Source organism: uncultured Desulfovibrio sp., assembly GCF_944324505.1.
Taxonomy (GTDB): domain Bacteria; phylum Desulfobacterota; class Desulfovibrionia; order Desulfovibrionales; family Desulfovibrionaceae; genus Desulfovibrio.
On the sequence record NZ_CALUWO010000004.1, the window covers coordinates 1 to 12,490 of the forward strand.

Consider the following 12,490-nt stretch of genomic DNA (forward strand, 5'->3'; position numbering starts at 1 on the left):
GCCGCCTTGCCTATATGCCGTGCGGTGCTGCCCGCTACTTTTTTTCGGCCCAAATGGTGTAAATGCCGTCAATGATCACAGCCGAAAACTGGTATTTCCCCAAGGTGAAGACATTTTTTTCGCCATGCAGGATGGCCTGGTTGGAATAGGTGGCAGCATCATACAGGGCATCCACCTGTTTCTGATCCTTGTCAAAGCCAGGCATGCACAGACTTGCCGCCGCCCGCGCAGCGTACATCATGTCGTCAATATACCGCATCCGGCGGCTGTCCTCGCTGGGGATGCGTTCGTCCTTGCTGACGAAGAACTGGATGCGGTTGACCTTTTTGGCGCCGGCCTCATGCCCGGCGGCAAGAGCCGTGGTACGGCTCAGACTGTACCAGGTGGCGGCGGCATCTTCCTTGGCCAGCTGGGGCGACCAGGTGCCATTGTACGTCTTGTTGAAGGCGACGAGCTTGTCTTCCACATTGTTCAGGGTCAGGTCGTTGATCTGCCCGGCGGCAAAGGCGGTCACTGCCCAGCACATGACCAGGGCCAGGGTCAGGAAAAGTTCTTTCATATTCTCCTCCAGAAAGTTACAGGCTAGTCTATAGAAAATCGGCAAAAAAGAAAGTCCCGCAGTGCGCGGGACGTTCGTGCAGCTTACAGCAGGCTCCCCTGCTGATGCGGGGCATCCCTTTCTGGCGGCGGCTTTTTGAGGATGGTCCACACGTGCCGCTCTGACAGGCGGTAGCGGATGGCCAGGCACTGCACAATCTGCCGTTCCGACAGGCCCTCGCCTGCCAGGCGCTGGCGGTCTGCCAGCAGGGACGCATCGCGGGCGCGCAGCAGGGCCGGTTTGCAATTGGGCACATAAAGCGGCGTTGCAGCGTAGTGCCGGGCCAGTATGCGGCTGGCCTCCGGGCCAATGCGCCGGGCCAGGTCTTCCAGCAGGGCCTGCCCCACTTCCCGTGCGCCCACGGGCAGGCGCAGGGTCAGGCCGCCGAAGTCCTCCACCAGTTTCAGGGTGGCGGGCAGGCCGATGAGGCGCACCAGCCCGCGCACGGCGCGGGGCAGTCTGGTTTCGTCCAGCTGCCGCAGGGACGGCAGCCAGTTTTCCGAGGCACGCATGGCGTCAAAATAGTCCGCCATGCGCAGGCGGCTGTCAGGCATGATTTTCCTCCTTCTTTTCGCGCCCCTGCTGGCGCACCAGGGCTGCCACACAGGCCGTCAGCTGGGCGCGGCTGGCCGTGCGCAGGCAGGCCGTGCCCCGTGTCTGGCGGCGGATGATGGCATCCGCATAGGACAGGGGGCGCTCCAGCGAGGCGCACAGGGCTGAAATTTTGGCGTGCAGGGGGCGCAGCTCCTGCGGGATGTTGCGCGGGCGCGGGGTCCAGCCCTTGGCCCGCAGCTCGGCCAGCATGGCTTTCAGCTGGGGCACGGTGCAGCGGGCGGCGCTGTTCTGCCCGGTGACGGCCTGAAGCAGGGAGCGGTAGGTGGCATCATCCAGGCCCAGGTCTTTCTGGGCAATTTTGACGCTGGCCACGAGGCCCGCGCGCAGTGTGGCATTGGTCATGGCTTCTCCCTTCGGGCGGGCTGGGTCACGGCGGCGTTGAGGGCATGCCGCATCACATCGGCCATGGCCCTGGTCTTTTCCATGCCACGGCCGCCGTAGAAGATGAGGCATACCGGGCTGTCATCCTTTCTGTCCCGGATGAGCCAGGCGCCGGCAAAGGTGGTGCACAGCACAAAGCGCTCGCTAGTGTTCATGGGCGGCCTCCCGTGCCATGAGGTCATCGACATATTCCATGGCCTCGCGCACCTCACACGGCCGGCAGCCGTACCGGGGGTCATACTGTCCGCACATTGCGGTGCCCCTGGCAAAGCCCTCAAAGTGGATAAAGGCACAGGGCGGGCGATGGGCCAGACGGTCCAGCACGCGGATATAGTACGCGGTGGTGTGTCGGGCTTTCCCGTGGTGTTTGGCTGGCATGTGGTCTCCTTGGGCTGCTCGTCAGGCCCGGCGCGCCACCGCCGGACGACGCCCCGCAAAGGGGGCGTTTCGCACTATTTCTTCAAGCCAAGGTTCAGCTTTTCGCTGGGGGCGAAGACCACCACCCGGCACGCGGGGATGTACAGGGGCGCGCCGGTACGGGGATTGCGCCCCATGCGGGCGGCGCGATCCTTTGTTTTGAGCTTGCCCAGACCGGGCAGGGGCACCTCGCCGCCGGCGGTCAGTTCCCGGGCGGCCACGGCGCCCAGCATCTTCAGCACGGCTTCCACGTCGGCCAGGCACAGGGAGCGGTCCTCACGGCCGCGCGCCAGGCGCGTTACTTCTCTGGCAAGTTCCTCTCTGGTCATTTTGCACCTCCTACAGGGCGGCCATATCCAGCGGGATGGCCTGATACCTGCCCTGCCCGTCCCGCTCGTACACGCGCACATAGGCCTTGCTGTCCAGAATTTGCAGGCTGTCGCCAATGGCCTGCATGGCCCGCTGCCAGCGCTCGTCATCAATCTTGTGACGGCGCAGGCCCAGAATGGCATTGGTATTGATGCGGCCCTCCTTGTTGATCTGAAAGGCCTGCTCCACAATGACCCGCAGGGGCGAGGGGCTGTCGCGGCTCCATTCCTCCAGGCATTCGTCAATGAGCGCCTTGGCCGCCCGCAGGCCCTCGTCAAAGCCGATGCTCTCGCTGGTCTGACGCTTGATGCGGTAGCGCCCGTCAAAGGTCTGCAAGGTGATGTTGCCCTTGTCCCCGCCCAGTCTGGCGCCGTAGCGCTCGGCAGACAGCTCCACAAAGGCGGCAATATCGCCCATCAGTTCCTGCTTGAGCGCCCGCAGTTCCTGCTGCATGGCCTTGACCTTGCCTACCTTCTCGCGCACCAGTTCATCGCGGGCCAGGTCAATTTCCTTGATCTGTTCCACGGGGATGAGGCAGCCGCGCGCATCTTCCCTGTAGCCGTCGGGAATCTGTGTCTGTTCCATGAAATCCTCCTCTAGATGGCATCTTGGTCAGGTCGCCGGATGATCCGGCAGGTGTCGGGCGTAGGCAGCGGCAGGCGCTCTTCAAGCTGGCGCGCCTGCCGGGCCTGATCCCGCAGAGTATCCTGCAACAGTTGCAAAAAGGCCCACTGTGCGGCACTTACCCGCCCGGCCAGCACGCTGATGCTGGCTGCGCAGGAAAACAGGTTATGACTCAGCATGATGTGTTCCTCCCGTTGTTGCAGTTCCGGCACTCCCGCCACTGGCGGAGCGCATAGGGGTTGGATGTGGGCATGGGGGCCGCGCGCCGTTCGGCGCAGATATCCTGCCCCCAGGGGCCGCCATAGACCGGGCAGGGGCTGGCCAGCACACGCAGGATGCGTTCCTCCATGCGGGCCGTGCCGCCGGGGTACTTGTCATGGTAGAGCAGGGACAGGCTGGCTCTGGCCACGCCCAGGCGGCGGGCCGTGGCGGCCACTCCGTGGGCGGCTATGGCCTCGTGCAGCAGGCGGCGGGCATGGTCACGCATGGGCGGCCTCCAGCGGATGGGTCTTTCCCGTGTTGCGGTCAGTGACGCATTTTTCCACCCGGTTGTAGGCCGGGGCCAGGGGGCCGGTATTGGCCTCTGCCCGCAGAAAATAGGCGCGGGTGCGGGCCGTCCGGCCCAGAAAGCCCGCCCGGTGCAGGGCCTGGCAGTATTTTTTCAGGTTGTCCTCGGCATTGCCTTCATCGCCGTCGCACACGGTCTGCATGAGGCTGTCCACGGTAAAGTGGTCGGCCATGCGCATGACGCTCCAGGCCCGCTGCCGCAGGGTACGCCCGGCGCTGGTGGCACTGCGCCCCTTGCGCTGGCAGGGGATGAAGCCGCCGCGCTTCAGCAGTGCCCTGCCCTCTTTGCTCAGGCTATGCAGCCCGCCTTCGGAGCGGATCAGCTTTTTTTGGCGCAGGCAGACACAGACTTGACGCACGCATTCGGCCTGGCTCTCCAGTGCGGCCGCCAGCTGCCGGGTGTACTGGGGGCCGTCTGCGGCCAGAATGGTCATGACCTTTTCCGCCAGGGTAGTGTTTGCCATGCCCCTACCCTGCCTTGCGCACGGTCTTGGCCGTGCGGCTCTGCCAGTCATGGGTCAGCGCCACGCCCGCAAACTGCGGCACGTCCAGCTGGCCAGAAAGGCCATTGGTGGCGGCGATACGCTCGATATTGGCCAGGATGTTCAGCACGTCACGCATGCGCCCGCCAGACAGGCGCAGCACCTCGGCCGTCATGCCGGGTGAAAGCTGGTAGTCGCACAGCTGCTTGCAGGACAGCGCCACGTCCGCCGCCGAACAGGGGCCAAACTCCACCACCTGCGCAATGCGGCTGCTGATCTGCTTGTGCCGGGCAATGGAGCGCTGGATCTGTTCCATGCCTATAAGGATGACCGTCACCTCGGCCCGGTCGGAAAAGTCGCGCACCTTTTCCAGCACGGCGGCATTGGACGACAGGGTGAACTCGGCCTCGTCAATAATGATGGGGCACTGCCGTTCCACCAGAACGCGCAGGCAGCGTTCGAACAGGGCCTGCGCCGTGCCGCGCCCATCGATGTTCAGGGCCTTGCACAGCTCCACCAGAAAATACTTGGGCGTCCAGTCCACATTGGCGCGTAAATACACGGCCCCGGCTTCCTCGGCCCAGCGGTAGACAATGTGCGACTTGCCGTAGCCCGGCTGGCCATGCACCAGCATCATGCCCGCCTCGGCGGCCCCGCGCTGTTCCACGGCTTTCACACCGGCGGCGAAACGGGCGTAGTTTTCGGTCTTCACGAAGGCTTTTTTCATTCTGTCCTCCCAATAGGTTGCGCTGCCCGCGCATAGCGGGAAAAACGCGGTTTCCCCGCCTGCTTGGGCGCGGGTGTCCGCTCTCGCGTCCACCTGCGGCCCTTTCTTGCGGGCCGCTCTATTCTATGCCCTCGGCGGCATAGAGGTCTTTCAGATCGGCGTATTCCTCGCCCCGGCGGTAGTCGCGCAGCCAGACGCTGTCAGCATCCGTCCGGGCATCGGGATGCTGCATAAGCCAGCGGTAGCGCTCGTGCGTGCTGGCAAAGAGGGGCCGGACTGGCGCAACTTCCGGCACAGCTTCCGGTACCGCTTCCGGCGTGGGCGCCGCGCCCGCGATGGTGATGCTCTCCCCTGCGGCGGCCGGGGCCAGCGTCGGGGCCGTGCTGTCGGCACAGCTGACGGCCGTGTCCGGCCTGTTGTCCCTGCTTTCCGGCAGAATGATGGTCGCGCCGGGGGCCACACGTTGCAGCTTGGCGTCCAGCCGCCTGACCTGCGCCCGTGCCCGCTTCTCGCGGGCGGCTTCCACGCGGCTCTGCTCGAAATAGGGGCGCGAATTGCCTTCCAGCGTGGCCTCGCAGATGGGGCGGCCGTCCAGCGTCCAGCACCAGACGCGCCCGGCATCCCAGATGTCGTACCGGACTTCCACGGCCTCCCCGTGAAACTCCGCCAGCTCCGGCGCGTAGTAGCGGCCGGAATAGAATTGCAGCCAGCCGTTGCGGGTGACGCGGCGCGCGCCCGGCATGAACAGCTCGACCTCCACGCCCTGCGGCACGCGCACCGGCGCGAAGCCCCGCGCCGTGAAGGTCTGCCAGTATTCCTCCGGGCTGTAGTGGCGCAGGCGGCCCTGCGCGTCCCGGTAGCGGGGAAGTCCCCGGTGCGGCGTGGTGTTGTATTCCTCCACACGGGCCAGGATGTGGCGCTTGAACTCTTCCCAGCTGGGCAGCACGGCCCGCTTGCCCGCCTTGAGGGCGGACCGCGAGAGCTTGAAATTGCGGTGGGCCGCGTCCCCGTCCATGAGCGCGCCGGTATAGCTGGTCAGCCCCTGCGCCGCCCGTACCCAGAGCGTCTTGACCGCCCGTTCCATAAGGCCCTTGCCCTGCGGGCGGCCCGGAATGGCGTTGACAGGTGTGATACCCAGGCGCGTCATCATGCCCGTGCGGTCGTCCAGCAACAGACGGTTGACATAGCCCGGCCCGCCGTCGCTGTAGAACAGGGCCGGGACGCCGCCGTAACAGCAGGCCATGCGCAGGGCGTCCAGCACGGTCAGGGCACTTTCGGACAGAGCCACGGAGATGCCCACGCAGCGGCGCGTGGCCACGTCCAGGATGGCCGTGATTTCCGGCTTGAAGGGCTGGCCGTGGTCAGGGTGCAGCACCTCCGCGTCAAATGTTGTGCCGTCCGCCGTATACACATCAGTGGGCCACAGCTCCGAGGTGTCGCGGCGCTGGTGGGGGCGCAGCTTCAACAGGGCATTGCCCGTGGCCCGTCCGGCCTCGCGCTCAGGCCGGCTCATCTTGGCCAGCAGGCGGCGGCAGGCATGGACGCTGGGCGGCAGCTCGCCGCGCTGGCGCATGGCTCGGCACAGCTCGGCGTGGGCCAGTGCCACGGTGGGATGCTGCGGCTTCTGGTAGTGGAAAAGAAATTCGGCAGCCCACGCGGGGGGCTTGACTGCTGTGCGCCTGGGGGCAAGACCGCCCTCCCCTCCCGCCAGATACTCGGCATACCAGCGATAGAGCGTGCGCGTGCTCAGACTGTCAGCACGGCGGCGGGCAAAGGCCACGGCCAGCTGTTCCATGAGCACGGGAGGCAGCTGCCCCAGGCGGGACGAGGTGACCAGGTGCGCCACGGCCGCCTTTTTGCCCACCAGCGGTGCGATGCGGTCCAGTTCGCGGCAGAAGGCCAGACGGGCCGTCACAATGGCACGTTCTCTGTCAGAAAGGGCCGGCTTGCCGGCATCCGTGCCAATAGACGCGCAAACATTGCTGCCAATAGGTGCGCAAACTGCACCTTCCCCGCTGATGACGGCAGGCTGGCGCAGCAGGGCCGAGGCCAGCCTGTCCCGCATTGCCGCAGGCATGGAGGAAACCACCCACAGCTTGCCACCGCCCCGCCCAGTGCGGGGCAGCGCCTGCCAGCCCTCGCGCTTGGCGCGCAGCTGTATCCAGCGGTCGGAGACGCCCAGCAGGCGGGCCAGGTCTTGCGCGCTGTAGGTGGTTTCGATGGCGGCCACGGCAGGTCATCCTTTTACTGGTCAAGGGTGCGGGGATCACAAAGATATTTTTCCGGCGCGCCGTGGGCACGCAGCCAGTCCAGTACTGTGGGGCTGTGCAGCTTGCCGGACAGCGTCCGGTACACAGCTACGTCGGATATGCCCAGCTGCCTGGCCAGAGCCGCGCCGTTCAGGCCCTGCGCGTCCAGCACTTCCTGCAAGCGGCGGCGATAAAGAGCACGCTTGGCCCCCAGGGCCATTTTTTGGGCATAGGTCAGGCTCATAGTTCGTCCTCCAGCTTGCGCAGCTGTTTCTTCATCTTCTTTTGCTGGATCAGGGTGCGGGCGTATTCCGCCAGCTTACGGTCTTCTTCCGTCATGATGTCCATGCCCACGCAGCGCAGCATGACCCGCAGCGGCTCCGCATTGCGTGCCGCCGCGCAAAAGGCCAGCAGCGCCAGAATGGACGGCGGGTGCGTGGCGTCCGAGGGCGAAAGCATCTTGTCCAGCGTTGCCTTGCTGAAGGCCGCTGCATTGCCCTTGGTCAGCTTTACGCCCGCCAGCACGGCCAGCTCGTTCATCATGTCCGGCAACGCCTTGCGGCCATCGCAAGTCGGGGCTTTGGCGGCTTCGCGCATGGCGGCCTTGATGGACGGTATGGCTCCCGCCAGTGCGGCATATCCGTCAAAAAGGGAGGCTTGTTTCATGCTGTCCTCGTGGTCCGTTTTCGTTCCCGGCAGGCAGCCTCGGGCACTGCCCGCCAGTGGGAAAGCAGCTCAGGCAAGGATGGCCAGCTTGCGGAGAAACTCCCGCATCTGATTGACCGAAAGCAGGGCCTCGGCAGGCGTGCGGCCGCGCCCGTCCACAAAATACCGGTGCTCACCGCGCAGCGTATAATTGGCGCGGATCTCGTACTTGCTGTTCCGGGCCGCGCCGGGCACTCGCCGGATGGTGTAGTCGTAGTTTCCGAAATAGGCCTTCAGCTCCTCGCGGGCACTGTCCAGAAATTTCTGCACACGGCTGGCATGGGTGTAGAAAAGGCCAAAGGGGGAAGTGATGTGGTGGGGGCAACGGGTAAGACGGGGGCCAAACAGCAGCTTGGCGGGGCTGGTGATATTCATGGGGCATTCCCTTTCCGTCCATGACGGGGCTTGAGGTGGAATGGCCGGTCCATTTTCAACGTCCACAGAGACGTTGACCGGAAGGCTGTCGGGCGTTAGTTTGTGTTTGACTTAGAAAGCTAACTGCCACTCGTTTTTTCTACAGCTAGAGACTTAAAATTTCAAGAAAATTTTTCAGTTCGGAGTTAAAAATTTTTGTCATTTCTAACGTCTTGAATTTAAAATAAAAACGAGTGGTGTAAACTTCGGCTGTCAATTCGGAGTGTTACATGACATCTGCGAACTCTTTCGATGCCATTATGGGGCGCCTTCTGACCGCTTCGAACAGCAAAAACGACTCAGAACTGGCCCGTGCCCTGGGTATTACGCCCCAGTCGGTCAACGGCGCACGTAAACGAGGAGAGGTTCCTCCTGCCTGGATTCAGTTTTACGCTGAAAAATCTGGGGTCTGCTCTGACTGGCTGTTTTTCGGCCGCGGCCCCATGCGCCGGGACGACATGCCCCAGGCCTCACAGCAGAAAGCCGTAGGCCCGTGCGATGTGGACTTGATCCTGATTCCTATGGTCGAGGCCCGGCTCTCTGCGGGCCAGGGAAGCCTGCAAACAGATGGCAACAGTGAGCGATCCTATGCTTTCCGTTCGGATTTCCTGCACAGAAAGGGAAACCCGGACAATATGGTCCTCATGCGGGTGTCCGGCGATTCCATGCAGCCGGAAATACTGAATGATGATGTGGTGTTACTGGACCAGTCGAAGACAGATATCCTTCCTGGCCGTATCTATGCGGTGAGGTTCGAGGAAGCGATCTACCTCAAGCGGGTGGATATGCTGCCCGGCAAGGTCATTCTGAAAAGTGCCAATCCGGCATATCCGCCCGTGGAGCTGGACATCCGCGATCAGCAGCGCGACGCCTTCCGCGTTATTGGCCAGGTTCTCTGGAGCGGCCGGGAATACTGATAGAAAGCTGTTCGCCAGCTGCCAATAAAAGCGCAAAAAACGCGCGAACGTGTGCAGAAATGATGCACGTTCGCGCGTTTTCATTTTAGGGCCTCTGCGCCCGAAATTCCTTGACCGTCGCGGCCTTACGCCCAGGTGACGGACTTGGTCCCCGCTGCCAATATTATCGCTCCCCTAGTCTGGCCTCCTGTCGTTGTGTTAGCGGTTCATCCCCACGGGCGTGGGGAACACGTACCACTCGTCAGTGAACAGCGTGTTCACTACGGTTCATCCCCACGGGCGTGGGGAACACGGCGGCTACGCCCTGCCGCGTGTGCCGCAGTCCGGTTCATCCCCACGGGCGTGGGGAACACGAAGTGGACTGGCAGACCGCTCTGTTCGAATGCGGTTCATCCCCACGGGCGTGGGGAACACTCAGTGCGCCGAACAAACTGCATGAGCATACCCGGTTCATCCCCACGGGCGTGGGGAACACTTCCGCAGCGCCCGCATTGGTGATGTACGATTCGGTTCATCCCCACGGGCGTGGGGAACACTTATTACGAAGATACCGACCAAACGGCAAAAACGGTTCATCCCCACGGGCGTGGGGAACACGTCAAAAGCAGCGCCCGGGCAAAAGCTCTGGACGGTTCATCCCCACGGGCGTGGGGAACACTTCCACAGCTTTCTTGTTTCATTGCCTATACCCGGTTCATCCCCACGGGCGTGGGGAACACGCCGTATCACGGTAGACTGGCCCCCCTTCCGCCGGTTCATCCCCACGGGCGTGGGGAACACAGGGCAGTATCGGCGGATTGGAAGCCAAGGACCGGTTCATCCCCACGGGCGTGGGGAACACAAAACGGCATCCGTGAAAAAGTTGTTGCCCGGCGGTTCATCCCCACGGGCGTGGGGAACACTGGGAGTTTTTGAAGCCTATAACTAGCCCGTCCGGTTCATCCCCACGGGCGTGGGGAACACACGTGCAGACCGAGTTTCCGGTATATCCAGACCGGTTCATCCCCACGGGCGTGGGGAACACAACGTGATGGTATACGCCGTGGCCTGGAGCGTCGGTTCATCCCCACGGGCGTGGGGAACACAGCAAGACCATGCCGACGGGCACGGAACTGCGCGGTTCATCCCCACGGGCGTGGGGAACACGGGGCGATGTTCAGCGGCGTGCCCTGCGGGGCCGGTTCATCCCCACGGGCGTGGGGAACACATCTTTCCTCTTTTTATTCCATTTCTCTAACTCGGTTCATCCCCACGGGCGTGGGGAACACATTTCATCCTCTACCATTCTTCCATCATAAATCGGTTCATCCCCACGGGCGTGGGGAACACTTTTTCACCAAAACATTCACCATTTCATCAAACGGTTCATCCCCACGGGCGTGGGGAACACTTTTATCTCTTTATTACAATATTCTATATAAATCGGTTCATCCCCACGGGCGTGGGGAACACTACCCTCCTTACCTCTTTTTTAACTTACTACCCGGTTCATCCCCACGGGCGTGGGGAACACCATTTATATAATCTATTTCATCCTCTACCAGTCGGTTCATCCCCACGGGCGTGGGGAACACTATAAATTTTATTACTACACCAGTTAAATAATCGGTTCATCCCCACGGGCGTGGGGAACACATCCTGTTATTTCAGCAGGTTGCGCGTTTTTGCGGTTCATCCCCACGGGCGTGGGGAACACTACGCCCCGCCCCCGGTGGGGCTTTTTTATTTCGGTTCATCCCCACGGGCGTGGGGAACACCGGCAGGCCGTCATTGACCTGGTGATGTGTCACGGTTCATCCCCACGGGCGTGGGGAACACCAGAATCAAGACCTGGGACGACTACTGCAAGGCGGTTCATCCCCACGGGCGTGGGGAACACCGGACCCGGTGACTGGTGCGGTGGAGGAAATCCGGTTCATCCCCACGGGCGTGGGGAACACTCCCTGCCGGCCCGGATGTATTCCTCAATGGCCGGTTCATCCCCACGGGCGTGGGGAACACATAGACTACCGTCGGCAGCAGATCGGGAACCGCGGTTCATCCCCACGGGCGTGGGGAACACCCCTCCCCCCTGCGCGCGAATTTCCCGCGCGGCGGTTCATCCCCACGGGCGTGGGGAACACCTGTTGCCCGTCAGGCACCGGCAAAAAAAGGCCGGTTCATCCCCACGGGCGTGGGGAACACTCTTCCGAAAAAAAGTAATAATATCGCTATAGTATGATATATGCACAAATCTACCGATCCGTTTCGGGCCGTTCCGGCACAAAGCGCACCAGAGAAAACCCCTCCCAGTCTACAGGTTCCCTGCGATTCTTGCCTGTCGTGACAAAAGCAAATCCCGACTCGCTATTGGCACTCCAGGCCATGACGGCATTGCCCTCCAGTATCTCACGGCTGACGACCTTCCATAGTTTTTCCCGGACGCGGACGGAATAGTCCCCCAGGTACACCCCCGCCCGTACTTCCAGCAGCCAGCGTGACAGATAGCCCCGCAGGCGGGGCGGGGCCGCTTCAGTAACGATGACCAGCATCCCCCAACCCCTTTTTTTCAGGAAAGGCCACGGGTACAGCTTCTGGATGTGCCTGTGGCAACGGCTCTCCGGCAGCAGCCAACACCTCCTCCATAACCGGAATGATACGACGCAGCAACTTCTGCTCCCGAAACATATCACGACAGCGCAATCGTACATCGCGGGCAATGTCATGGCTTTTTTCGGCAACGGTCCGAAAGGCCACCGGTATGACCGTATCAAACTTGAACAGGTCAGCCACGTCATACACAAAGGAAAGCGGCTTGCCTGTATGAATGAATCCGATGGCCGGGGCGTATCCTGCCGCAAGTACCGCCGCTTCGCAAATACCATACAGGCAGTGATTGGCCACACTGACAGCCTTGTTGACGGGATCAGCAGCGTCCCAGTTTCCGGGATCATAACTGCGCCGCCCCCAGCTAATCCTGTACCGTGCAGCCAGCTCCTTGTACAGCGTTCTGACACGAACCCCTTCAATACCACGCAGCTGTTCAATACTGCGCCGCCGGGGCGGCTCATCCCCGAAACGGAACCGATACATGGCCCGAACGACGCGCAAGCGCAGCTCGTCTGTCAGGGCAAGTTTTGCCTGATACAGCAGCTTGTCTGACCGCGCTCCACCAGGCTGCCCTGCGGAATACAGGCGCACGCCGCCCTCGCCTATCCAGAGCAGGAGCGTGCCGCAATCGGCAGCCAGGGCTACGGCCGCATGGGTGACTGTGGTTCCCGGTTCCAGCAGGAGACAAGCTATCCCGCCCAGGGGAATCTGCATGCGCACGCCGGTGGCCTCCGCCAGGACCAGGGCACCATCTTCCACATCCAGGCGACCACAACGCAAGAAGAGCATGGCACTGCGTTCTCGCAGGGGAATGACTTCCGAATCGAGACGCATGC

General features: G+C 62.7%; 18 protein-coding genes, 1 other RNA gene and 1 CRISPR repeat array. Of the genes, 1 reads left to right on the forward strand and 18 read right to left on the reverse strand.

What is annotated here, in order from left to right; translation table 11 throughout:
* Positions 1-34 precede the first annotated feature (34 nt).
* The 16 genes from Q0J57_RS05735 to Q0J57_RS05810 all read right to left on the reverse strand — a co-directional run bounded on the left by Q0J57_RS05735 (position 35) and on the right by Q0J57_RS05810 (position 8,109).
* Positions 35-559 (reverse strand): hypothetical protein, encoded by a 525-nt coding sequence (locus tag Q0J57_RS05735; protein ID WP_297218159.1) that lies wholly within the window; start codon positions 557-559, stop codon positions 35-37.
* Between the two features lie 83 nt (positions 560-642).
* A complete protein-coding gene (locus tag Q0J57_RS05740) occupies positions 643-1,152 on the reverse strand; it encodes a Mor transcription activator family protein (RefSeq protein ID WP_297218162.1) in 510 nt (169 codons plus the stop codon).
* A complete protein-coding gene (locus Q0J57_RS05745; RefSeq protein ID WP_297218164.1) occupies positions 1,145-1,555 on the reverse strand; it encodes a regulatory protein GemA in 411 nt (136 codons plus the stop codon). Before Q0J57_RS05745 ends, Q0J57_RS05740 begins: the two co-directional genes overlap by 8 nt.
* Positions 1,552-1,749: a hypothetical protein gene (locus Q0J57_RS05750; protein ID WP_297218167.1), complete on the reverse strand. Its 198-nt coding sequence runs from the start codon at positions 1,747-1,749 to the stop codon at positions 1,552-1,554. The genes Q0J57_RS05745 and Q0J57_RS05750 overlap by 4 nt, the downstream gene beginning before the upstream one ends.
* Positions 1,739-1,972, reverse strand: a complete 234-nt coding sequence (locus Q0J57_RS05755) for a hypothetical protein (protein ID WP_297218170.1) — start codon at positions 1,970-1,972, stop codon at positions 1,739-1,741. Before Q0J57_RS05755 ends, Q0J57_RS05750 begins: the two co-directional genes overlap by 11 nt.
* 8 nt (positions 1,973-1,980) lie before the next feature.
* An RNA gene (locus Q0J57_RS05760) (hammerhead ribozyme type II) lies at positions 1,981-2,047 on the reverse strand.
* Positions 2,047-2,340 (reverse strand): HU family DNA-binding protein, encoded by a 294-nt coding sequence (locus Q0J57_RS05765; protein ID WP_297218174.1) that lies wholly within the window; start codon positions 2,338-2,340, stop codon positions 2,047-2,049. Before Q0J57_RS05765 ends, Q0J57_RS05760 begins: the two co-directional genes overlap by 1 nt.
* Positions 2,341-2,350: 10 nt before the next feature.
* Complete coding sequence (locus Q0J57_RS05770; protein ID WP_297218177.1) at positions 2,351-2,965, reverse strand: DUF3164 family protein; 615 nt, start codon at positions 2,963-2,965, stop codon at positions 2,351-2,353.
* A gap of 11 nt (positions 2,966-2,976) precedes the next feature.
* Positions 2,977-3,183 carry a hypothetical protein gene (locus Q0J57_RS05775; RefSeq protein WP_297218180.1) on the reverse strand — a complete coding sequence of 69 codons (207 nt, stop codon included), beginning with the start codon at positions 3,181-3,183 and terminating at the stop codon, positions 2,977-2,979.
* The gene (locus Q0J57_RS05780) at positions 3,177-3,491 is read right to left on the reverse strand and encodes a hypothetical protein (protein ID WP_297218183.1); all 315 of its coding nucleotides are present in this window, start codon (positions 3,489-3,491) and stop codon (positions 3,177-3,179) included. The genes Q0J57_RS05775 and Q0J57_RS05780 overlap by 7 nt, the downstream gene beginning before the upstream one ends.
* On the reverse strand, positions 3,484-4,035 hold the full coding sequence (locus Q0J57_RS05785; RefSeq protein WP_297218186.1) for a hypothetical protein: 552 nt from the start codon (positions 4,033-4,035) through the stop codon (positions 3,484-3,486). The genes Q0J57_RS05780 and Q0J57_RS05785 overlap by 8 nt, the downstream gene beginning before the upstream one ends.
* Positions 4,036-4,039: 4 nt before the next feature.
* Complete coding sequence (locus Q0J57_RS05790; RefSeq protein ID WP_297218188.1) at positions 4,040-4,780, reverse strand: ATP-binding protein; 741 nt, start codon at positions 4,778-4,780, stop codon at positions 4,040-4,042.
* Positions 4,781-4,898: 118 nt separating this feature from the next.
* Entirely contained in the window at positions 4,899-7,010 is a 2,112-nt protein-coding gene (locus Q0J57_RS05795; protein WP_297218192.1) for a Mu transposase C-terminal domain-containing protein, read from the reverse strand.
* A 14-nt stretch (positions 7,011-7,024) separates the two neighbouring features.
* Complete coding sequence (locus Q0J57_RS05800; protein WP_297218194.1) at positions 7,025-7,273, reverse strand: hypothetical protein; 249 nt, start codon at positions 7,271-7,273, stop codon at positions 7,025-7,027.
* Positions 7,270-7,695, reverse strand: coding sequence for a hypothetical protein (locus tag Q0J57_RS05805; RefSeq protein WP_297218196.1), 426 nt, complete (start codon positions 7,693-7,695; stop codon positions 7,270-7,272). The genes Q0J57_RS05800 and Q0J57_RS05805 overlap by 4 nt, the downstream gene beginning before the upstream one ends.
* 69 nt (positions 7,696-7,764) lie before the next feature.
* Positions 7,765-8,109, reverse strand: a complete 345-nt coding sequence (locus tag Q0J57_RS05810; RefSeq protein ID WP_297218198.1) for a hypothetical protein — start codon at positions 8,107-8,109, stop codon at positions 7,765-7,767.
* Between the two features lie 269 nt (positions 8,110-8,378).
* Here Q0J57_RS05810 and Q0J57_RS05815 point away from each other — a divergent pair, with 269 nt between their 5' ends.
* A complete protein-coding gene (locus Q0J57_RS05815) occupies positions 8,379-9,065 on the forward strand; it encodes a S24 family peptidase (RefSeq protein ID WP_297218200.1) in 687 nt (228 codons plus the stop codon).
* 202 nt (positions 9,066-9,267) lie between these two features.
* A CRISPR array of direct repeats spans positions 9,268-11,249; the repeat unit is 29 nt; unit sequence CGGTTCATCCCCACGGGCGTGGGGAACAC.
* 50 nt (positions 11,250-11,299) lie between these two features.
* Here the strand turns inward: Q0J57_RS05815 and cas2e are convergent.
* Complete coding sequence (gene cas2e / locus Q0J57_RS05820) at positions 11,300-11,596, reverse strand: type I-E CRISPR-associated endoribonuclease Cas2e (protein ID WP_297218202.1); 297 nt, start codon at positions 11,594-11,596, stop codon at positions 11,300-11,302.
* Positions 11,577-12,488 carry a type I-E CRISPR-associated endonuclease Cas1e gene (cas1e, locus tag Q0J57_RS05825; RefSeq protein WP_297218204.1) on the reverse strand — a complete coding sequence of 304 codons (912 nt, stop codon included), beginning with the start codon at positions 12,486-12,488 and terminating at the stop codon, positions 11,577-11,579. The genes cas2e and cas1e overlap by 20 nt, the downstream gene beginning before the upstream one ends.
* Positions 12,489-12,490 lie beyond the last annotated feature (2 nt).

Excerpts from the sequence above, each read along its gene's own strand:
- Q0J57_RS05735 (WP_297218159.1), bottom strand. The coding sequence starts at position 559 with ATGAAAGAACTTTTCCTGACCCTGGCCCTGGTCATGTGCTGGGCAGTG.
- Q0J57_RS05740 (WP_297218162.1), bottom strand. The coding sequence starts at position 1,152 with ATGCCTGACAGCCGCCTGCGCATGGCGGACTATTTTGACGCCATGCGT.
- Q0J57_RS05745 (WP_297218164.1), bottom strand. The coding sequence starts at position 1,555 with ATGACCAATGCCACACTGCGCGCGGGCCTCGTGGCCAGCGTCAAAATT.
- Q0J57_RS05750 (WP_297218167.1), bottom strand. The coding sequence starts at position 1,749 with ATGAACACTAGCGAGCGCTTTGTGCTGTGCACCACCTTTGCCGGCGCC.
- Q0J57_RS05755 (WP_297218170.1), bottom strand. The coding sequence starts at position 1,972 with ATGCCAGCCAAACACCACGGGAAAGCCCGACACACCACCGCGTACTAT.
- Q0J57_RS05765 (WP_297218174.1), bottom strand. The coding sequence starts at position 2,340 with ATGACCAGAGAGGAACTTGCCAGAGAAGTAACGCGCCTGGCGCGCGGC.
- Q0J57_RS05770 (WP_297218177.1), bottom strand. The coding sequence starts at position 2,965 with ATGGAACAGACACAGATTCCCGACGGCTACAGGGAAGATGCGCGCGGC.
- Q0J57_RS05775 (WP_297218180.1), bottom strand. The coding sequence starts at position 3,183 with ATGCTGAGTCATAACCTGTTTTCCTGCGCAGCCAGCATCAGCGTGCTG.
- Q0J57_RS05780 (WP_297218183.1), bottom strand. The coding sequence starts at position 3,491 with ATGCGTGACCATGCCCGCCGCCTGCTGCACGAGGCCATAGCCGCCCAC.
- Q0J57_RS05785 (WP_297218186.1), bottom strand. The coding sequence starts at position 4,035 with ATGGCAAACACTACCCTGGCGGAAAAGGTCATGACCATTCTGGCCGCA.
- Q0J57_RS05790 (WP_297218188.1), bottom strand. The coding sequence starts at position 4,780 with ATGAAAAAAGCCTTCGTGAAGACCGAAAACTACGCCCGTTTCGCCGCC.
- Q0J57_RS05800 (WP_297218194.1), bottom strand. The coding sequence starts at position 7,273 with ATGAGCCTGACCTATGCCCAAAAAATGGCCCTGGGGGCCAAGCGTGCT.
- Q0J57_RS05805 (WP_297218196.1), bottom strand. The coding sequence starts at position 7,695 with ATGAAACAAGCCTCCCTTTTTGACGGATATGCCGCACTGGCGGGAGCC.
- Q0J57_RS05810 (WP_297218198.1), bottom strand. The coding sequence starts at position 8,109 with ATGAATATCACCAGCCCCGCCAAGCTGCTGTTTGGCCCCCGTCTTACC.
- Q0J57_RS05815 (WP_297218200.1), top strand. The coding sequence starts at position 8,379 with ATGACATCTGCGAACTCTTTCGATGCCATTATGGGGCGCCTTCTGACC.
- cas2e (WP_297218202.1), bottom strand. The coding sequence starts at position 11,596 with ATGCTGGTCATCGTTACTGAAGCGGCCCCGCCCCGCCTGCGGGGCTAT.
- cas1e (WP_297218204.1), bottom strand. The coding sequence starts at position 12,488 with ATGCGTCTCGATTCGGAAGTCATTCCCCTGCGAGAACGCAGTGCCATG.